The organism is Glycomyces sp. NPDC050141 (genome assembly GCF_055586545.1).
The window spans coordinates 200764-220967 of record NZ_JBVJHZ010000002.1 but is presented as its reverse complement, the minus strand read 5'-3'; the positions used below and the strand labels follow the sequence as shown (position 1 = coordinate 220967).

The 20204-nt window shown below is 69.0% G+C and carries 14 protein-coding genes; 7 read left to right on the top strand and 7 right to left on the bottom strand.

Features of this window, described 5'->3' with window-relative positions; translation table 11 throughout:
• Positions 1 to 332 precede the first annotated feature (332 nt).
• The 3 genes from ACZ60M_RS02295 to ACZ60M_RS02285 all read right to left on the bottom strand — a co-directional run bounded on the left by ACZ60M_RS02295 (position 333) and on the right by ACZ60M_RS02285 (position 5390).
• Positions 333 to 1517 (bottom strand): S8 family peptidase, encoded by a 1185-nt coding sequence (locus ACZ60M_RS02295; RefSeq protein WP_465413844.1) that lies wholly within the window; start codon positions 1515 to 1517, stop codon positions 333 to 335.
• A 232-nt stretch (positions 1518 to 1749) separates the two neighbouring features.
• Complete coding sequence (locus tag ACZ60M_RS02290) at positions 1750 to 3315, bottom strand: S8 family serine peptidase (protein ID WP_465413843.1); 1566 nt, start codon at positions 3313 to 3315, stop codon at positions 1750 to 1752.
• Positions 3316 to 3605: 290 nt separating this feature from the next.
• Positions 3606 to 5390: an ABC-F family ATP-binding cassette domain-containing protein gene (locus ACZ60M_RS02285; RefSeq protein WP_465413842.1), complete on the bottom strand. Its 1785-nt coding sequence runs from the start codon at positions 5388 to 5390 to the stop codon at positions 3606 to 3608.
• Positions 5391 to 5560: 170 nt separating this feature from the next.
• Here ACZ60M_RS02285 and ACZ60M_RS02280 point away from each other — a divergent pair, with 170 nt between their 5' ends.
• From ACZ60M_RS02280 to ACZ60M_RS02265, 4 genes are all read left to right on the top strand, one after another.
• A complete protein-coding gene (locus tag ACZ60M_RS02280; protein WP_465413840.1) occupies positions 5561 to 7426 on the top strand; it encodes an ABC transporter ATP-binding protein in 1866 nt (621 codons plus the stop codon).
• 10 nt (positions 7427 to 7436) lie between these two features.
• Positions 7437 to 9230, top strand: a complete 1794-nt coding sequence (locus ACZ60M_RS02275) for an ABC transporter ATP-binding protein (RefSeq protein ID WP_465413838.1) — start codon at positions 7437 to 7439, stop codon at positions 9228 to 9230.
• An 86-nt stretch (positions 9231 to 9316) separates the two neighbouring features.
• The gene (locus tag ACZ60M_RS02270; protein WP_465413837.1) at positions 9317 to 10405 is read left to right on the top strand and encodes a hypothetical protein; all 1089 of its coding nucleotides are present in this window, start codon (positions 9317 to 9319) and stop codon (positions 10403 to 10405) included.
• A gap of 146 nt (positions 10406 to 10551) precedes the next feature.
• The gene (locus tag ACZ60M_RS02265; RefSeq protein WP_465413835.1) at positions 10552 to 11973 is read left to right on the top strand and encodes an ATP-binding protein; all 1422 of its coding nucleotides are present in this window, start codon (positions 10552 to 10554) and stop codon (positions 11971 to 11973) included.
• 32 nt (positions 11974 to 12005) lie between these two features.
• Here ACZ60M_RS02265 and ACZ60M_RS02260 read toward each other — a convergent pair whose 3' ends face one another.
• Positions 12006 to 13196, bottom strand: coding sequence for a pentapeptide repeat-containing protein (locus ACZ60M_RS02260; RefSeq protein WP_465413833.1), 1191 nt, complete (start codon positions 13194 to 13196; stop codon positions 12006 to 12008).
• Positions 13197 to 13335: 139 nt separating this feature from the next.
• On the opposite strand from ACZ60M_RS02260, the gene ACZ60M_RS02255 reads away from it, so the two are divergent.
• Positions 13336 to 14295: a hypothetical protein gene (locus ACZ60M_RS02255; protein WP_465413831.1), complete on the top strand. Its 960-nt coding sequence runs from the start codon at positions 13336 to 13338 to the stop codon at positions 14293 to 14295.
• Positions 14296 to 14335: 40 nt separating this feature from the next.
• On the opposite strand, the gene leuA is transcribed toward ACZ60M_RS02255, so the two are convergent.
• From leuA to ACZ60M_RS02240, 3 genes are all read right to left on the bottom strand, one after another.
• Positions 14336 to 16042 (bottom strand): 2-isopropylmalate synthase, encoded by a 1707-nt coding sequence (gene leuA / locus ACZ60M_RS02250; protein ID WP_465413829.1) that lies wholly within the window; start codon positions 16040 to 16042, stop codon positions 14336 to 14338.
• 219 nt (positions 16043 to 16261) lie between these two features.
• The gene (locus tag ACZ60M_RS02245) at positions 16262 to 16840 is read right to left on the bottom strand and encodes a nitroreductase family protein (RefSeq protein ID WP_465413828.1); all 579 of its coding nucleotides are present in this window, start codon (positions 16838 to 16840) and stop codon (positions 16262 to 16264) included.
• Between the two features lie 142 nt (positions 16841 to 16982).
• Complete coding sequence (locus ACZ60M_RS02240) at positions 16983 to 17726, bottom strand: hypothetical protein (RefSeq protein ID WP_465413826.1); 744 nt, start codon at positions 17724 to 17726, stop codon at positions 16983 to 16985.
• Between the two features lie 129 nt (positions 17727 to 17855).
• On the opposite strand from ACZ60M_RS02240, the gene ACZ60M_RS02235 reads away from it, so the two are divergent.
• Positions 17856 to 19121: an aspartate kinase gene (locus ACZ60M_RS02235; protein WP_465413825.1), complete on the top strand. Its 1266-nt coding sequence runs from the start codon at positions 17856 to 17858 to the stop codon at positions 19119 to 19121.
• A gap of 2 nt (positions 19122 to 19123) precedes the next feature.
• Positions 19124 to 20191, top strand: a complete 1068-nt coding sequence (locus ACZ60M_RS02230) for an aspartate-semialdehyde dehydrogenase (RefSeq protein ID WP_465413823.1) — start codon at positions 19124 to 19126, stop codon at positions 20189 to 20191.
• The last annotated feature ends 13 nt before the right edge of the window (positions 20192 to 20204 follow it).

The window sequence follows — 20204 nt, the reverse complement described above, 5'->3', positions numbered from 1 at the left end:
TACCTCTTTTCTTCCCTCCCGTGGAAAAGACAAAGCCCCTTTTGTAGGGGGGGGGCGCCCTCTTGCTTGGGGGCGCCCTCCCCGGGGGGGGGGGGGGGGGGCCGGGCGCGGACCGGGCTCGCCCCCGCCCCGCTTCACCCGTCCGGGCCCCACGGCTCTGCGACGGGCCGTCAGACCCTGGCAGTGAGCCTAAGGTCTAGAACAAACTGTGTAAACCCCCCGAATCACATCAAGAGATCAGTGAATGAGCAAATCCAGCGTTTGGTCTAAAAGGGATAAACAGAACGGGACCTTGCGCTCACTGAGCGCAAGGTCCCGTGCGGGTTAAGCGATTACAGGCTGTACAGCAGCCGGTTCGGGCTGCCGGTGCCCGCGCCGGTCACCACGCCCGTGGTGGCGTTCCCGGTGACCCACGAGGTCACCGCGGAGGTCGACGCGCTCGGGTTGGCGTCCAGGTAGAGCGCGACGGCGCCCGCGACGTGCGGGGTGGCCATCGAGGTGCCGGAGATGGTGTTCGTGGAGGTGTTGCTCGTGCGCCACGCGGAGGTGATGCTCGAGCCCGGCGCGAACACGTCGAGGCAGGTGCCGTAGTTGGAGTAGGAGGCGCGCGCGTCCGTGGAGGTCGTCGCGCCCACGGTGATCGCCGACGGCGTGGAGGCCGGGGACTTCGTGCACGCGTCGGTGCTCTCGTTGCCGCCCGCGACCGCGAAGGTGACGCCGGAGGCGACGGCGTTGGCGACGGCGTTGTTCAGCGCCGCCGAGTAGGAGCCGCCGAGGCTCATGTTCGCCACGGCCGGCTTGATGGCGTTGCTGGCGACCCAGTTGATGCCGTTGATGACCCCGGCGGTGGTGCCGGAGCCGGCGTTGTTGAGGACGCGCACGCCGTGGAGCGTGACCTGCTTGGCCACACCGTAGATCGTGCCGCCGATGGTCCCGGCGACGTGGGTGCCGTGGCCGTTGCCGTCCTGCGGCGTGGAGTCGTTCGAGATGAAGTCGTACCCGGCGCCGACGCGGCCGGTGAACTCCGTGTGGGTCGAGTTGATGCCGGTGTCCACGATGTACGCGTGGACGCCCTCACCGGTGTAGTTGTAGGTGTAGGAGCCCGACAGCGGCAGGTTGCGCTGGTCGATGCGGTCGATACCCCAGGTGGCGCCGGTCTGCGTGGCGTCGATGGAGACGACCGCGTTCTGCTCGACGAAGGCCACGCCGTCTTCGGCGGCGAGCTCCTTCGCCTCGGACTCGCTGGCCTCCATGAGGAACGCGTCGATCTCGTCGAAGGTCTCGACGACCTCCTCGCCTTCGATGCTCTTGACGGCGGTCGAGAGCGAGGTGTCCTCTTCGAGGACGACGATGTACTCGCCCGCGATGGAGCCTGCGGCGTCCTCGCCGACGATCTGGCCGAGGGCCGGTTTCGCCTCGGCGGCGGTGGCGGTGAACGCGAGGGCGGTGAAGGCGGCGACGCCTACGACCGCTGCTGCGGAAGTTCGGTGTTTTGAAGAGCGCAGTTTGTGCGACATGGACATTGGGTCCCTTCGGGTGGTCCTGGCCGGTCCAGTGGCCGGGACGGGATATGCGGGATGGGTTTTCGGGGATCGGATCGGCTCGCGCCGACGTTCGGGTGGTGCGGGGCCGCGGGGCGGGTCCTGGCGCGGCTCCCGGCGTGCGACGGCTCCAGGTCGCGGTGCCGGGTGCAGCGGTCGACGGGGAGGGCCCGCCCGCGGTCACCCGCTATTCAGTTGTGCGGGGGAGTCAGAGCGCGAGGGTCCAGGAGTTGAGCGTCCCGGAGTCGCCCGAGTAGGCGTCCACGATGCGCAGTGTCCAAGTGCCCGTTGCGGTCTCGCTGGAGAGGTTGACCGGGTAGGTCGCGATGACGTTGTCGGCCGAGTCGCTGCTGGAGGAGGTCTTCAGCGTGTAGCTCGTGCCGTCGGGGGCGATCAGGTAGATCGCGAGGTCCCCGCGCCAGGTGTGGGTGATGTTGACGGCCACGGTGCTGGAGCTGCTGGCGCTGCCGTCGCAGGTGAGGGCCAGGGTCGAGTTGACGGTGGCGAGGTCGGCGATCGCGGCGGCCGTCGACTTGGTGGCCGTGCAGTCGCTCGGGTCGGGGTCGGTGCCGCCGCCGGTCCCGGTGTACAGCAGCAGGTTCGGGCTGCCCTGGACGTCCGAGATGTTGCCGGTGCTGGCATTGCCCGTGACCCAGGAGGCGACGGCGCTGGTCGACGCGCTCGGGTTGAGCCCCAGGTAGACCGCGGCGGCGCCCGCGACGTGCGGGGAGGCCATCGAGGTGCCCGAGATGGTGTTGGTGGCCGAGTTGGAGGAGTACCACGCGGAGGTGATGTCCACGCCCGGCGCGAACACGTCCACACAGGACCCGAAGTTGGAGAAGTAGGCGCGGGTGTCCGTGTTGTCGCTGGCGGCCACGGTGATCGCCGCCGGGGCCGAGGCCGGGGAGACGTTGCAGGCGTCCTGGTCCTCGTTGCCCGCGGCGACCGCGAAGGTCACGCCCGAGTTGACCGCCGCGGTGACGGCGTTGTTGAGGGACGCGGAGTAGCCGCCGCCCAGGCTCATGTTCGCCACGGCCGGCTTGATCGCGTTGCTCGCGACCCAGTTGATGCCGTTGACGACGCCCGCGGTGGTACCCGAGCCGGCGTTGTCGAGGACGCGCACGCCGTGGAGGGTGACGCTCTTGGCCACACCGTAAGTGGTGCCGCCGACGGTGCCCGCGACGTGGGTGCCGTGCCCGTTGCCGTCCTGCGGCGTCGAGTCGTTCTGGATGAAGTCGTACCCGGCCCCGACGCGGCCGGTGAACTCCGAGTGCGAGGCGTTGATGCCGGTGTCCACAATGTAGGCGTGCACGCCCGAACCGGTACCGAGGTACTCGTAGCTGCCGCTCAGCGGCAGGTCGGTCTGGTCGATGCGGTCGATGCCCCAGGTCGCGGGCGTCTGCACGGCGTCGATCGAGACGACCGCGTTCTGCTCGACGAAGGCCACGCCGTCGGCGGCGGCGATCTCCAGCGCCTCGGCCTCGGTGGCCTCGACGAGGACGGTGTCCACTTCGGCGAAGTCATCGGCGACGGAAGCGCCTGCGTCGCTGGCGATCTCGTCGGCCTCGCGGTAGGCGGTGCCGTCCTCCATGACGACGAGGTACTCGCCGTCGATGGCGGCAGGGGAGGCGGCGCCGACGATCTGCGCGGCCGGTTCGGCATGGGCCGCAAGGCCGCCGAAGGTGATCGAGCCGATCGCCGCCGCGCCCGCGAGGGACGCGGCCGCGGCGCGGCGGAGGGCTCTGCTTCGAGCAGAAGGGTACGAGACGGTCATAGGGGGGTACTCCCTCTCGGTTCAGACGGGTTGGTGCGCAAGGGATCGATAGGGGCGCACCGCCCGTAGGGCACGGTTCGGTGGAACCGGTCCTTTCGGGCTTTCAAACCGAGGTTAGGGAAATCACAACAGAAAGTGAAGACCCTGGAAGAGACCCATAAATCAGTGAATGACGAGTTGGTTACCAACCGGTATGGGAGCGTTCGGACCCGATAGACTAGTCGGCTCCGTTATCGGACCGCGACCCGCCGGGCCGCGCGCGGGCGCGCGCGAACCCAAGCGGCCCTTGGCTAACCGGCGAGCTCCATCCAGCGCTCCTCGATGCCGTCGCGCTCGGTCTCGAACGCCGTGACCTGGTCCTGCAGCTCCCCGAGCTTCCCCGGGTCGGTCGCGTGCTCGGCCATGTCGGCGTACAGGCCCGCGATCTTCTCCTCGACCTTCGCCAGGCGCCGCTCGAGCTTCGACAGCTCCTTCTGCACGGCCCGGTCGTCGGCCGCCCCAGATTTCGCGGTACTCGAAGTGTTCACAGACTTCGCCTGCGGCGCAGCCGACTTGTCGGCGCGGCGCTCCAGGTACTCCTCGATCCCGCGCGGCAGGTGCCGCAGCCGCCGGTCGCCCAGCAGCGCCCACGTCTCGTCCGAGACCCGCTCGGTGAAGTACCGGTCGTGGCTGACCACGACCATCGTCCCCGCCCAGTCGTCGAGGAGGTCCTCGAGCTGCGTCAGGGTCTCGATGTCGAGGTCGTTCGTGGGCTCGTCGAGGAACAGCACGTTCGGCTCGGCCATGAGCAGCCGCGCGAGCTGCAGGCGCCGCCGCTGCCCGCCGGAGAGGTCGCGCACGAAGGTGCGCTGGCGCCCGCCGACGAACCCGAGCCGCTCGGCGAGCTGCCCGGCCGACATCTCCTTCTTGCCCATCTGGACCCGCTTGGCGACGTTCTCGATCGCCTCGAGCACGCGCCAGGACCCGTCCAGGTCCTCCATGTGCTGGGTGAGCCACGCGAGCTTCACCGTGCGGCCGACCTTGACGCGGCCCGCTGCGGGCTGCACGTCGTCGAGCGCGTTCGCGAGGGTGCGCAGCAGCGAGGTCTTGCCCGCGCCGTTGACGCCGAGCAGCCCGATCCGCTTGCCAGGACCGAGAATCCAGTCCAGGCCTTCAAGGAGCGTCTGCTCCCCGGCGCGGACGGTGACGTTCTCGGCCTCGAACACGGTCTTGCCCAGGCGCCCGGTCGCGAAGCTCACGAGCTCGGCGGTGTCGCGCGGCGGCGGCTCGTTCGCGATGAGCTCGTTCGCGGCGTCGACGCGGTACTTCGCCTTCCCGGTGCGCGCCTTGGCGCCCCGGCGCAGCCACGCCAGCTCCTTGCGCATGAGGTTCTGGCGCTTCTCCTCGGTGACGCTCTCCTGGCGTTCGCGTTCGGCGCGGGCCAGGACGTACGCCGAGTAGCCGCCGTCGTACTCGTACACGTTGCCGCGCTGGACGTCCCAGATGCGGTCGCAGATCTCGTCGAGGAACCACCGGTCGTGGGTGACGGTGATGATCGCGGCCCGCGTCGAGTTCAGGTACCTGGCGAGCCAGGCGATGCCCTCGATGTCGAGGTGGTTCGTGGGCTCGTCGAGGAGCAGCAGGTCGGCGTCCTCGGACATGACGCGGGCGAGGTCGACGCGGCGGCGCTCGCCGCCGGAGAGCACGCCGATGCGGGACTCGAGGCCGTCGGGGAGGACGGGCGCGTCGAGGCCGCCGAAGAGGCCGGTGAGGATCTCGCGGACGCGCGGGTCGGAGGCCCACTCGTGCGCGTCCATGCCGCCGAACAGCTCGGCGCGGACGGTGGCGTCGTCCTTCAGGCTGTCGGTCTGGCCGAGGACGGCGATGCGGGTGCCGCCGGTGTGGACGACGCGGCCGGAGTCGGGTTCGTCGGCACGGGCGATGAGGCGCAGCAGCGTCGACTTCCCGTCGCCGTTGCGGCCGACGACGCCGACGCGCTGACCTGCGGCGATGCCGAGGGAGACCGCGTCGAGGATGACCTGGTCGGGGTAGGCCTTGGAGACGGTTTCGAGGTTGACGAGATTGGGCGCTGACACGAGGGACAACAGTACCGGCGGCCCGCGCCGGATGCCCAGGTGCAGGCCCCGGCGGTGACGCGCCCGCCGCTGCCGAACCGTTCCGCACCTTGATGACAGCACTTGCCAACGCTCGTCGACTTCGCTATGGTGTCACAACAAAGTCAACATGACATCATGATGGGATTCATATGGCACCCCCGAGTACCCCGTCCGCGGTCGCGGCGGCGGAGCCCCGCTTCGCCCCCGCCCGGGCCCTCGCCGCCGTCGCGCGCCTCCTTCCCCAGATCAGCCGCCCCCGCACCGCGCTCTTCGCCGCGACCACCGTCCTCGTCGCCGCCCTCCCGCTGACGATGACCGTCGCCACCGGCCTCCTCATCGGCGCCGTCCCCGCCGCCGCCGAAGCCGGGCCCGGCTCGCCCGAGGCCCGGTACGCGTACGCCCTCCTTGCTGCGGGCACCGCCGCGCTCCTCCTCGGCCGCGTCGTCGACAACTTCCACCGCGCCAACGCCTTCAACCTCGGCCGCGAACTCGAACTGCTCCTCCAGAACCGCCTCGTCGCCGCCGTCGCCCGCCCCGCCGGGATCGCCCACCTCGAAGACGACCGCGTCCTCGCGCTCCTGCGCATCGCCCGCCAGCTCGGCGCCGACTACATGCGGCCCGAACGCGCCGTCCGCGGCCTCGCGGCCATCGCCCCCGAGTTCCTCGCCGCCGCCGGGGCCTCGATCGTCCTGTGCTTCTTCAACATCTGGATCGGCCTCGCCTGGCTCGTCGCCTGGCCCGTCATCTTCATCGTCATGCAGAACGAGTACACGCGCGTCGGCCGCTCCGCGTACTCCAACTCGACCGAGAAGCGCGAGAACGAGTACGCGCGCGACCTCGCCATGTCCGCCGAGCCCGCCAAGGAGATCCGCGTCTGGGGCCTCATGGGCTGGCTGCTCGACCGCTACGACCGGCAGTGGAACGCGCGCATGGCATTCGCCGACCGGCACCAGCGCATCAGGGCGCGCGCCGCCGTCGGCGTCATCGGCGGCCTGCTCGTGCTCACCACCGCCACAGCGATGCTGCTCGCCCGGGACGGCCTCGACGGCGCCGTCGGATTCGCCGCCCTCTCCGTCTACCTCGTGGCCCTCACCAGCATGCTCAACTCCTCGGCCTTCGACGACATGGCCGCGTTCGTCGCGCTCGGCGCGCTGCCCGTCCCCAAGATCCTCGCCCTCGAAACCGGGCTCGCCGCCGAGGAGCGGACCGTCACCGCCGAACTCCCCGCCGCCGCGCCCGAGCGCTCGGTGCGCTTCGAGGACGTCGCCTTCTCATACCCCGGGGCCAGCCGCCCAGTGATCGAAGGCCTGGACCTGGAGATCGAAGCCGGCACTTCCCTTGCGGTCGTGGGGCACAACGGCGCCGGCAAGACCAGCCTCGTGAAGCTCCTGTCCGGGTTCTACGAGCCCACCGGCGGACGGATCACCGTGGACGGCACCGACCTCGCCGGGGTCGACCCGGCCGCCTGGCGCACGCACCTGTCCGCGCTCTTCCAGGACTTCACCCGCTACCAGCTCACCGTGCGCGAGAACATCGCCCTCGGCGCCCCGCACCTCGCGGACGACACCGACCTGATCTGGAAGGCGTGCGAGCCCATGGGCATCCGCGAACTCATCGAGTCGCTCCCCGACGGACTCGAGACGGTCCTGTCGAGCGAGTACGGCGGCGGCACCGACCTCTCCGGCGGCCAATGGCAGCGGATCGCCCTGGCCCGCGCGCTCTTCGCCGTCCAGGCCGGCGCGAAGATCCTCATCCTCGACGAGCCCGCCGCCGCGCTCGACGTGCGCGCCGAAGCCGAGCTCTACGAGCAGTTCCTCGACATCACCGCCGGACTCACCACGATCGTCATCTCGCACCGCTTCTCCACGGTGCGCCGCGCCGACCGCATCGTCGTCCTCGACGGCGGCCGCGTCATCGAAGACGGCTCCCACGACGAGCTCATGGCCCTCGGCGGCCGGTACGCCGAAGCCTTCACCCTCCAAGCCGCCCGCCTCGCCCGCACCCCGCACGCCTAGGAGCCCTCGCATGAAGCAGAAGATCCTGAACCGCTTGCGCGGCTTCAAGACCGGCATCGCCGTCGGCTACCGGTCGCACCCGAAGGCGATCACCGCCCAGCTCGTCCTCGGCGTCGTCCAAGCGGTCCTCATGCCCCTGCTCGTCTACTTGACGAAGGTCTTCATCGACGCCGTCCAGACCGGGGACGAGCGAGCGGCGTGGCTCGCCGCGGCCGGACTCGGCGTCGGCGCCGCCCTGATCTGGGCCGTCGTGTTCGCCTACGTCAAACTCGTGTTCCTCGTCCTGGAGCACACCCAGCGCGCCTCCGACCGGGAGCTCATGGCGCTCATGGGCAACCCACCCGGACTCGACCACCACGAGCGGCCCGAGTTCCTCGACGAGGTGCACCGCATCCGCGAGGACACGTGGCTGCTCGCCAGCAGCGCCATCCGGCTCGCCCAGTGGACGCGCGGCCTGGTCACCATCCTCGTCGGCGGGGTGCTCCTCTTCTCCGTCCACCCGCTGCTGCTCGTCTTCCCGCTGTTCTCCCTGGCCGCCATGTCGATCGCCAACCGGGCCGGCATGCAGGAGGAGAAGGCCCACACCGCCACCGCCGAACCCGAGCGCCGCCGCCGCCACCTCTTCGAGGTCGCGACCCTCGCCGAATCCGGCAAGGAGCTGCGCGTCTTCGGCTCCGCGGCGGCCGTCGCCGCACGACACCACGAGACCGGCGCCGCCGTTGTCGCCGAACGCAACCGAGGCCAGTGGAAGGCGGCCCGGATCGCCACCGGCGAAGGCCTCCTCTCCGCGGTCGGCATGGCCGCCGGGATCGGCATCATCCTCTACCTGTCGATCCGCGGCCAGGCGACCGCTGGCGACGTCGTCCTCCTCGTCGGCCTCATCGGCATGGTCGCCGGGGCCGGGGCGAACGTCGCCTCCGAGACCCTGTGGCTCACCCGCCTCGCCAAACTCGGCGAACGCCTGATCATGCTGCGCGAGTACGCCGAAGCGACCAGCGGCCCCGTCGAGCCCGCCCCGGTCCCCGAGCGCCTCACCGGCGGCATCACCCTCGACGGCGTCTCCTTCTCCTACCCGGAGTCCGAGCGCAAGTCCCTCGACGACGTCAGCCTCCACCTCCCCGCAGGGAAAGTGGTCGCCCTCGTCGGCGAGAACGGCGCGGGCAAGACCACCCTCGTCAAGCTCCTGTCCGGTTTCTACCAGCCGACTTCCGGTCAGATCAATGTCGACGACCACGCCCTCCGCGATTTTGCAGTGGACGCCTGGCGCGAACGCATCGGCGCCACGTTCCAGGACTTCACCCGATTCGAGTTCACCGCCCGCGAGACCATCGGCATCGGCGACCTCGGCGGCGGCTACGACGACGACACCGTCCGCGCCGCCATGACCCGCTCCGGAGCAGAAGACGTCCTCGACGACCTCCCCGCCGGGCTCGACACCCGCCTCGGCGCCCGCTGGGACGACGGCACCGACCTCTCCGGCGGCCAATGGCAGAAACTCGCGATCGGCCGCGGCCGCATGCGGAAAGAACCGCTCCTCGTCCTCTTCGACGAACCCACCGCCGCCCTCGACCCCCAGACCGAGCACGCCCTCTTCGAGCGCTTCGCCGAGGAAGTCCACGCGGGCCGCCAGCGCGGCACCGTGACCGTGCTTGTCTCCCACAGGTTCTCGACGGTCTCGATGGCCGACCTCATCATCGTCCTCGAGGAAGGCCGCGTCGCCGAATCAGGCACCCACGACGAACTCATGGCCCGCCAAGGCGCCTACGCCGAGCTGTACTCCCTGCAGAGCGCCGCCTACCGCTGACCGAAGCCCGCACGTTCCCTACAATTCGCGAGGTCCCCGCCGAACACGGCCGGGACCTCGCCCTTTGCCCGACCGAAAGCCCCACAATGTCATACGAACCCCCGCAACCCCTGCCGAGCGACCCCCAGATCACCGTCGAGGCCGCCCCCGATGCCGCCCCCGAGGCCGCTGACGACGGCTGGGCCGAGCCGGTCCTGACGAAGACCGAACGCCACAAGTGCCCCCACTGGGTGCGGTTCGCCGACCTGAATGCGAAAGGCCGCTTCATGCGGGCGCTGAGCGTCGTGGCCGTCTGGTCGGGCTGGGTGGTCGTCGCGGTCGGCCTGATGGCCGGGCTCGCAGGCCTTGCCGAAGGTGCCGACCAAGGTGACGAACTGGCCGCCCTCGCAGGGCTCGCCATGTTGTGCGGGCTTGTGCTGCAAGCGGTCAGCATCGTGGCGCTGGTGGCGGCGTGGCAGCGGCTGCACCGCCCGAAGGACCTCGTCGTCGGGATCGCCGCGGCCGGATACGCGGTCCTGCTCCTCGGCTTGGGCCTGACGATGGCGGTCATCGACAGCCATCACGCACTCCTTGCCCTGATCGCGTTGCCGTACACCTGGGTCGTGTGGCAACTCGTCGCGTTCCGCAGAATGCTCTACCCGCGGGACACCTGCCAGGCCCATCCTTGGCACGCGCCCGCGATCCAGGCGCTGCTGCAGCCCTACTGCCCGCACCGGATCGAGTTCAAGATGCTCCGCCGCGGCGTTCAGGTGATGTCCTTGGTCAACGGCTTGCTGCTGGGCCTGTACTGGGCCGGGCTGGCGGCGCTCGTGCTCACGCTGATCCCCGTCGAATTCCGCTGGGTCGCAACAGGGGGCGCCGGTGCCGCAGGTGTCGGTCTGCTGCTCCTGCTGCTCAACCTGTCCGGGGTAGCGGAACTGAACGCCCGCTCGAAGCGGTACCACCGGGCGCCGGTGTGGGTGTTCGTGTGCGCGTTCGCGGGATACGGGATGGCGGCCCTAGCGGGCCTCTGGACCACGCTGCTGTACCAGGACCCGTTGATGCTCGTGCTCGCTGGTCTGGCGGCGTACTGGGCGCACTCGGCGTCGGTCGCGCTGAGGCACCTGCCGCCCCTCTCCGAGTGCAGCGCGATGCGGGAGCCACCGCCCCTGATCCAGAAGATGCTGAAGGCCTGAGCAGTAGGTGGTGACCGGTGACGGGGACCTGCGCGAGTCATCCGTGGATTCCGGTAAGGATTTTGCAAGAGATCAAATCCGAGTAATTGTCACTACCAATGATGGTACTATCATCGATGTTACTAACACGAATGGTAGGAGTCGCGATGTCGGGATTCGTAGGCCGCCGTGCCGAGCTCGACCGACTTGGCACCTTTCTCGATCGCGTGGAAGACGGGGGCCGGTTTGGCAGGCCCGGTTGCGCGCTGCTGATCCGCGGGCGGCGCCGGGTCGGCAAGTCACGCCTGGTCGAGGAGTTCATCAGTCAACGAGCCGTGCCGCACGTCTATTTCACTGCTGGGGGCAACTCTCGCGAGACGGACCTTGCAGCGTTCGCCTCGGAGTTGGCCGCATCCTCCCTTCCCGGAGCAAGTGGCTTCGCCGAGCTCGATGCACCGCAGACTTGGGGAGCGGCGCTGGCCATGCTCGCCGAGGCCGTTCCTGACGATCGCCCCAGCATCGTGGTGCTTGACGAGGTGCCCTACCTCGTAAGAGAGGATCCGAGCTTCGAAGGAGGTCTCCAGAAGTACTTCGACCGCTACCTGTCAAAGCTCCCCGTGCTGCTCATCCTCGTCGGTTCGGATATGGCGATGATGGAGAAGCTGAACTCCTATGAACGACCGTTCTATCAGCGGGGAACTGAAATGGTCGTCGGGCCGCTTACGCCGACCGACATCGCAAACATGACCGGCCTGCCGCCGGCCGAGGCGATCGATGCCCACCTGGTGACCGGTGGTCTGCCGCTGATTCTCGGTTCGTGGGAGCGCGGAGCCGGAATCTGGGAGTTCCTCGAACAATCGCTGAACGATCCGACCTCGCCACTGCTGGTCAGCGCAGAACGTTCGATGGCTGCCGAGTTTCCCTCCGAGATTCAGGCCCGCCGGGTACTCAGCGCCATCGGCCACGGAGAGCGCACCTTCACCACCATCGGCAGAACCGCCGGGGGTTTGCAACCCGCTCCACTGACGCGATCTCTGGAACAACTGGTGCAACGCGGCATAGTCGCGGCGGAGCTCCCAGTCTCCACCAACCCGAGCAGGCTCACCAGGTATCGGATCACCGATCCGTATCTGCGGCTGTGGCTTTCATTCATTGAACCTGGCATGACCCTGATCGAACGCGGGCGAGGCAGCCGGGTATTGAAAGCCATACGTTCCAGCTGGACCTCGTGGCGCGGCCGCGCTGTCGAACCAGTGATCAGAGATGCGCTCTGGCGCCTCGCGGACGAACCGATCCTCGAAGACTGCGACTACATCGGAAGCTACTGGACCCGCACCAACGACCCCGAGATCGACATCGTCGGAGCCGACCGCGCCCCGGTGGCGAAACAGATCAGACTCGTCGGCTCCATCAAATGGCACGAGAACAAACCTTTCGATAGCCGTGAACACGACCGCCTGATCATCCATCGGTCACAACTGCCCGGCGCTGACGAGTCCACACCGCTCATTGCCGTGTCCCGGGCGGGCAGTACGGCCAAGGGGATCAAAGTGTTCTCGCCAGAAGACCTCATGCCCGCTTGGCGCTGAATCGGGCTGCGCGGCGCTGGTCTAAGGCCGGGTCAGGACGCAGTGTCCGGGAGGCGCAGGCTGTCCGGTGGTCCGTCAGGGAAGGGATCGAAAACCGGCGGATGGGACCAGTCTGCGGCCGTGGTGAAGTCGAGTGCCCCTCCGTGCAACTCCAAGAGACGAAACGAGACTTCGGCGCCGTTGAACTCGACATCGGCAAACTTCAGGGCTGCCCCGTAGTCGCCTAGATGATTGTCGAACGTGCAGCCGTCGAAGAGGACCCAGCCGCCGGAAAGCTTCGACCGGAAGAACCAGGTGGCATCGGTGAAGAAACCGGCCGTCCGGAAGTCCAGGAATCCGTCCGAGACTTCGATTTCGGCGAACATCGCTGACCAGCCGAACTGTGCTCCGGTGAAGTTGAGGTTCGCGCCGGAGAAGGTCGCCCGTCTGAAGTTGACACTGTGCCGGAACCGGGCGTTGGTGAAATCCAGTGAGCCGGAAGGGAATCGGGCGGAGGCGAACGAGACCGTGCCCGCGAAGTCCGCACCGCTGAAATCGCCGCCGTCGAGCGTTGCGCCGGTGAACACGAAATCGCAGTCGTGCCAGGTCCGTCCGGGAGTGAAGTCCATCCGGAGGCGTTCTCCGATGACGTCGGCGACCGTATGCCGGACGAGCCGTTCTTCCATCGCAGGCCGGAACTGGTCCGGCACGGCTGCCTGGTCGCGTTCGGTGCGCGCCGGCGGCGGCTTGTAAGGCATCCGAAGGTATGCGCACAGGACGTTGACGCAGGTCTGCCGCCCGGCATCCCATTCGTCGGCGAGAGCGGCCATCGCGTAGACCCCGGCGAGCCGGTTGGCGGCGCGTTCAGAGGAGAGCTGCTCGGCCGCTGCAGCGAAGCGCTCGTTGAAGAGCTTCGCGTCCTCGCGGGTCACCTCGGCCTCGCTGAGCCGCTGCTTCCGGTAGGCCACAGTCAAGGCGATCACGCCGCCGATCCCGGCCACCGCGTAGAAGGCAAGCCGGATGACCTCCAGAATCGTCTGGTCGGTGGGCGCGGCGCTGAGCGGCGAGGTCCGGTCGTAGGTGAGCAGCCAGAGCAGGACCGCCAGCACGCCGAGAGCGGCGAGCACCATGAGCAGCACATGGATCGGAAGCGACATCGTGCGGCGCGCGGTGTCGCGCATCTTGCGGGGGCGGCGTATCAACGCGCCCAGGGCATCACGGAGGCGGGCGAGGGGGTTGGCCATGGATTTGTTGTACCAGAGTTCTTGCCGATCAGTGCTACTCGCGACCGGGCTGTACTACTGCGGCGTTCACCCGCTCGGGGGAGGGCGACGCCGCCCGCGGGTGAGGTCTTGTTGCTCTGGCGGGATGAGACTCGTTGGTATGAGCTACAAGCAGCAAATCGCAACGGTCGAGGACCGGCCGCTCTCGCCGGGTTGGGTCCGGGTCCGGCGCATCGCTGGGTTCGGGGCGGCCGGGACGATGTCCCTGTACCTGGTGGTCAAGATCGTGTGGGTGATCGGGGCGTTCATCGGGGCGGTGCCGCAGGAGTTCGGCTCGAACCTGCCGGAGTGGATCGCGCTGAACGTGGTGACCATCGGGATGGCCGGGCTAGGGGTGGCCCTCGGGTTGGCGTTGGCGCAGGAGTGGGGCAAGCGCGTCCCGGCGTGGATCGTGATCCTCTTCGCTTGGGGCGCAAGCGGGTTCCTGGTCTCGCTGCTGCCGTACTCGGTGCTGTCCGCGCTGCTGGGCGCGGCTGGCGGCGACTCCGGCGGCGACCCGGTCACGGAGCCGTTCCCGGCCTGGGACCTGGCCCTGATCGGGATCGGGTTCACGGGCATGGCGATCGGGTTGATGGTCGCGGTGCCGATCTACATGCGGGAGCGCTGGCCCGCCGCGTTCACGGGGCGGTCGGGCGATGCGGGGGCCGCTTCGGGGACCCGGCTGGGGTTCGCGCTGGCGGCGACTGCGGGTCCGGTCGTGTTGTGGACCTATTGGGCCGCAGGCGGAACGCTCGGGCTCAACCCCGACGCGCTCGACTTGTGGAACCTCGACTCGCGGCTGCTGGTCGGCGTGAGCGCGGCCTGGGCGGTGCTCGGTATGTGGAGCGTCGGCGTGCTGGGCCGGGGGCGCCTGCCGATGTGGCTGCCGATGACCCTCGGGTTCGTGGCGTCGGGTTCGCTGTTCGCTTGGAACGCTTGGCGAATCCTCTGGGTCCTGCTGCCGATCACCGATCTCGAGCCGTTGAAGCTGCCGGTCGTCGCGGGTGTCGAGCACGGGGTTTCGATGGCTGCTGGCCTGGTGATGATGTCGGTCCTGCTCCGGGCCTGCAGGTCGAAGTAAAGGGCCGCAGACGAAACCGTCTGCGGCCCTGCATGCCTGCTTAAGCGCGGTTGTACGCGCTCGCTACCGCGCGCATCGTCGCCAGGACGATGTTCGGGTGGACGCCTGCGCCCCAGACGGTGCGGCCGTCGATCGCACACTCGACATAGGACGCGGCCTGTGCGTGCTGGCCCGCCGACAGGGCGTGCTCGGTGTAGTCCAGGACCTCGACGTTGACGCCGACCGAGGCCAGGGCGTCGGTGAAGGCCGAGAGCGGGCCGTTGCCGGTGCCGGAGACCTTCTGCTCGGTGCCGTCCAGGACGATCGAGGCCTCCAGGGTCAGCGTCTCTCCGGTGTAGACCGTCGAGTGGTCCTCGACGACCAGGCGCGGCCCGGGCTGGTACTCGGGGTGGTACTCGCGGCGGAAGATCTCGTGGATCTCCTGCGTCGAGACCTCCTTGCCGGAGGCGTCGGTGTGGCGCTGGATCGCGCCGGAGAACTCGATCTGCATGCGGCGCGGCAGGTCGAAGCCGTACTCGCTCTGCATGACGTAGGCGACGCCGCCCTTGCCGGACTGCGAGTTGACGCGGATGACGGCCTCGTAGTTGCGGCCGACGTCCTTCGGGTCGATCGGCAGGTACGGTACGCCCCAAGTGAACTCGTCGACGGGGACGCCCGCGGCCGCGGCGTCGGCCTCCAGGTGCGTGAAGCCCTTCTTGATGGCGTCCTGGTGCGAACCGGAGAACGCCGTGTAGACCAGGTCCCCGGCGTACGGGTGCCGCTCGTGGACCGGCAGCTGGTTGCAGTACTCGACGGCGCGCTTGATCTCGTCGATGTTGGAGAAGTCGATGCCCGGGTCGACGCCCTGGCTGAACAGGTTCAGGCCCAGGGTCACCAGGCACACGTTGCCGGTGCGCTCGCCGTTGCCGAACAGGCAGCCCTCGACGCGGTCGGCCCCGGCCTGGACGGCCAGTTCGGCGGCGGCGACGCCGGTGCCGCGGTCGTTGTGGGGGTGGACCGAGAGGATCAGGGACTCGCGGTTCGGCAGGTTGCGGTGCATCCACTCGATCGAGTCGGCGTACACGTTCGGGGTGGCCATCTCGACGGTGGCGGGCAGGTTGACGATCAGCGGCCACTCGGGGGTGGGCTGGATGACCTCGGCGACCTTGGCGCACACCTCGACCGCGTAGTCCAGTTCGGTGCCGGTGTAGGACTCGGGGGAGTACTCGTAGCGGATCGCCGTGTCGGGGGTGTGGATCTCCTGGTACTTCAGGCACAGCCGCGCGCCCTGCGTGGCGATGTCGGTGATGCCGTCCTTGTCCAGGCCGAACACGACGCGGCGCTGCAGCGTCGACGTCGAGTTGTAGAAGTGGACGATGGCCTGCTTGGCGCCGCGCAGGCTCTCGAAGGTCCGCTCGATCAGGTGCTCGCGGCACTGGGTCAGGACCTGGATGGTGACGTCGTCGGGGATGAGGTCCTGCTCGATCAGCTGCCGTACGAAGTCGAAGTCGGTCTGCGACGCGGAGGGGAAGCCGACCTCGATCTCCTTGTAGCCCATGTCGACCAGCAGCTGGAACATCTTCTTCTTGCGGTCGGGGGTCATGGGGTCGATCAGCGCCTGGTTGCCGTCGCGCAGGTCGACCGCGCACCAGATCGGCGAGGTCTCGGTGATCTTGTCCGGCCACGTGCGGTCGGGCAGGTCGACCTTGAACTGCGAGTGGTAAGGCTGGTAGCGCTTGGCGCGGTCTGCGAAGGAAGAGGAAGTCACGGATGCTCCTGTGAGATGTCGCTGGTGGTCTGAGCCGTTGATTGCCTGAGCCAGCCGGCATGCCAAAACCCGCGACGAGGAGCCGACCTAGTTGGCCCCGCCGCGGCAGCTAAGGAGCATTGAGTACCGCATGACCCCGAGAGCGTACACCGATGCGGTGACTCCGGTCGACTTCGACGCCCGCATACTGGGACGGTGCTCCTGGAAACCAGCGCTGCTCTACGGGTGGATGAGCAGGTCGTCGACGCTGATGCGGGCGCGCACGGTCCGGTCGGGGCCCGCGAGGGACTCGTCCAGGTCGGCCGGGTCGCCCGGCAGGCCGATCGCGACCACGGTGGTCGGCACGAGCGGCGCGTCCAGCTCGAACTCGGCGGCCAGCGCGGCCGCGTCGAAGCCGCCCATCTGGCGGACGGTGAGGCCTTCGGCGGCGGCCTGGAACGTCAGGTGCGCGACGGCCTGCCCGAGGTCGTAGGCGGCGTGCGAGAGCGGGCCCTTGGCGTTGGCGTCGGTGCGGACGGCCACGAGCAGCGCGGAGGCGCTGGCGGCCCAGTCGCGGTTGCCGGGGTTCAGGGTCTCGAGGACGCGCTTGAACTCGCCGGTGTCGCGGCGGGCGAGGAGGAACCGCCACGGCTGGGTGTTCCCGGCGCTGGGGGCCCAGCGGGCCGCTTCGAGGAGGGCGGTGACCTGGGCTTCGGTGAGGTCGTTGCCGGGGGCGAAGGCGCGCGTGGAGTGGCGGGCGGCGAGCAGCGGGTGGATCGGGACCGCGGTCTGGGCGTGGCGGTCGATAGGTGCGGTCATGCGCGTTCCTCCGGTTGCGGGTCTCGCTGTCGGTCGCGGCACCAGGGGTGCCGTCGCGTAGCGGCGTCGTCGCTCGCCACCGTTCATGGTGCCACGGTCAGGGAGTGGGACGCCTGCTCGTGTCGCCTTCCTTACTCTCGTTTCACTCCGCGGGCGTGGGTGAGGGCGTCGGCGCAGGGACCGGTGTGGCGGACGGGTCCGGTGTCGGGGTCGGCTCGGGGGGCGCTTTGCGGCTCATCGGCTCGGCGTCGCTGAGCTCCCCGGGGAGTTCCACCGTGGCGACCGCCTCGGCGGGCGCGGCGGCGAGTTCGAGGGTCCCGAACGGGCTGGACTGGACCGACTGGATCGTCCCGGTGTCGTCGAGGCACCACTCGCCCGGCGGGATCGGCGGGTCCACGACCACCGTGTTCGGGGTGAGCGTGAAGCAGTCGCCGTCCTGAGCGATCGCGAACGGCAGGTGCCGGTCGAGCAGCCTGGGCAGCCACTCGATGAACGGCAGCTGCACCTTCGGGTCGTACTCCTTGGGGATCTCGCCGGTGATCCCGGCGATCCGCACGCACCGGCCCGCCGCGCACTGGAAGAACCCGCCGGTCGTCCACGCCACCGACACGTCGACCGTGCCGCCGTGCGCCCAGCTGGGGACGTCGACCCGCCACGTCCCGTCCTCGGCGGCCCACACCGTGACGGTGCCGCCCTCCGACCACTCGTACTCGGCGGTGAACGTCCGGTCCAGGGCGAGGCTCGCGCGCCCGATCAGGGTGGCGCGCGCGCTGGGCCGGCGCGGCGCCTCCTCGGGCGGGTCGACGGCCGTGGCCGTCCCGCAGCCCGCCAGCACCGCGGCGAGAGTGAGCACCGCCACCGTCTTGCCCGTCCGTTTCCATGCCACCGCCCGATTCTCTGTCCCACCACCCAGAACGACCTGGCGACACACCGGTAAGCGCAGCTAAGGTGAGGTGGCCGCCCCCGACCGGGCGGCGTCGAGTGACCTGAGACACGAGCGAGTGAGGTGAAATCCGTGGCGCTAGTCGTGCAGAAGTACGGCGGTTCATCGGTGGAGAATGCCGAACGCGTCAAGCGCGTCGCCGAACGAGTGGTCGCGACGCGAAAGCGCGGCGACGACGTGGTCGTCGTCGTCTCCGCCATGGGTGACACCACCGACGAGCTCCTGGACCTCGCGGCCCAGGTATCGCCGGTACCCGAGCCCCGGGAACTCGACATGCTGCTGACCGCCGGCGAGCGCATCTCCATGGCGCTCCTGGCGATGGCGATCAACAACCTCGGCTTCCAGGCCCGGTCCTTCACCGGCTCCCAGGCCGGGATGATCACCACCACCGCCCACGGCGCGGCCCGCATCATCGACGTCACGCCCGGACGCATCCGCTCCTCGCTCGACGAGGGCTTCATCACGATCGTCGCCGGGTTCCAGGGCGTCAGCCAGGACACCAAGGACATCACCACGCTCGGCCGCGGCGGCTCGGACACCACCGCCGTCGCACTCGCCGCAGCACTGGAAGCGGACGTCTGCGAGATCTACTCCGACGTCGACGGCGTCTTCACCGCCGACCCGCGCATCGTCCCGAACGCGAAGAAGCTCGATGCGATCACGTTCGAGGAGATGCTGGAGATGGCCGCCTCAGGCGCCAAGATCCTGCACCTGCGCGCCGTGGAGTACGCCCGTCGCTACGGGCTCCCGCTGCACGTCCGTTCGTCGTACTCGACCAAGACCGGCACGATGGTGTCGGGTTACATGGAGGAGCTGCCCGTGGAGCAAGCACTCATCAGCGGCGTCGCGCACGACCGCTCCGAGGCCAAGATCACCGTCACCAGCGTCCCGGACAAGCCCGGCGCCGCGGCCTCGATCTTCCAGGTGATCGCCGACGCCGAGATCGACATCGACATGATCGTGCAGAACGTGTCGACCGCCGGGAACGGCCACACCGACATCTCGTTCACCCTCCCCAAGGAGGCCGGGCCGAAGGCGACCGAAGCGCTCAAGAAGCACCAGGCGTCCATCGGGTTCGCGAAGCTCATCTACGACGAGAACATCGGCAAGATCTCGCTCATCGGCGCCGGGATGCGCTCGCACCCGGGCGTGACCGCGAACTTCTGCCAGGCGCTGGCCGACGCGGGCGTGAACATCGAGATCATCTCGACCTCGGAGATCCGCATCAGTGTGGTCTGCCGCGACACCGACCTCGACGCGGCGGTGCGCGCGGTCCACGACAAGTTCGAGCTCGGCGGCGCCGAAGAGGCCGTCGTCTACGCCGGATCGGGGCGATAGGCATGTCTCGCAAGCTGAACGTCGCGATCGTCGGCGCCACCGGCGTCGTCGGATCGATCATGCGCCGCCTCATCAACGAAGAGCGCGGCAACTGGGGCGAGATCCGCCTCATCGCCTCGGCCCGCTCGGCCGGGAAGGTCCTCACCGTCGGGGACGAGGAGATCACCGTGCAGGCGCTCAGCGCCGACGTGTTCGACGGCATCGACATCGCCCACTTCGACCTGCCCGACGAGGTCAGCGCCGAATGGGTGCCCGTCGCCGCCGCGAAGGGCGTCGTCGTCATCGACAAGTCCGCGTACTTCCGCATGGACCCGGACGTGCCGCTCGTGTGCCGCGAAGCGAACCCCGAGGCCGCCGCCGTGCGCCCCAAGGGCATCATCGCGAACGCCAACTGCACGACGCTCGCGCTCATCCCGTCGCTCGCGGCCCTGAACGAGGCCTTCGGGCTCGTCTCGATGTCCGTTGCGTCCTACCAGGCCGCGTCCGGTTCCGGCAAGGAAGGCCTGGAGGCGCTGTACGCGCAGATCCAGAAGCTCGCCGGGGCCGACAAGATCGGGACCGAGCTCGGCGACGTCCGCGCCGTCCTCGGCGAGGACTTCAACGCGCCGTTCGGCGCGCCGCTCGCCCTCAACGTCGTCCCGAAGGTCGGCGGCTGGAAGGAAGACGGCTGGACCTCCGAGGAGCTGAAGGTCCGCAACGAGTCCCGCAAGATCCTCGGCCTGCCCGACCTCAAGGTCGCCTCGACCTGCGTGCGCGTACCCGTGGCCGTCGGCCACTCGCAGGTCGTGCACGCCACGTTCGAACGCGAAGTCTCCGTCGCTGAGGCGCACCGCGTGCTCGCCGCCGCCGACGGCGTCGACCTCGTCGACGACCCGGCGAACATGGTGTTCCCCATGCCGATCGACTCGGTCGGCAAGGGCGGCACCCAGATCGGGCGCATCCGCCAGTCGATCGACTTCCCGAACTCCCTCGAGTTCTTCGTCGTCGCCGACAACCTCATGAAGGGCGCGGCCCTCAACTCGATCGAGACCGCGGACCTCGTGCGCCGCGAACTCGAAGCGAACGCGTAAGACACAGCAAAGA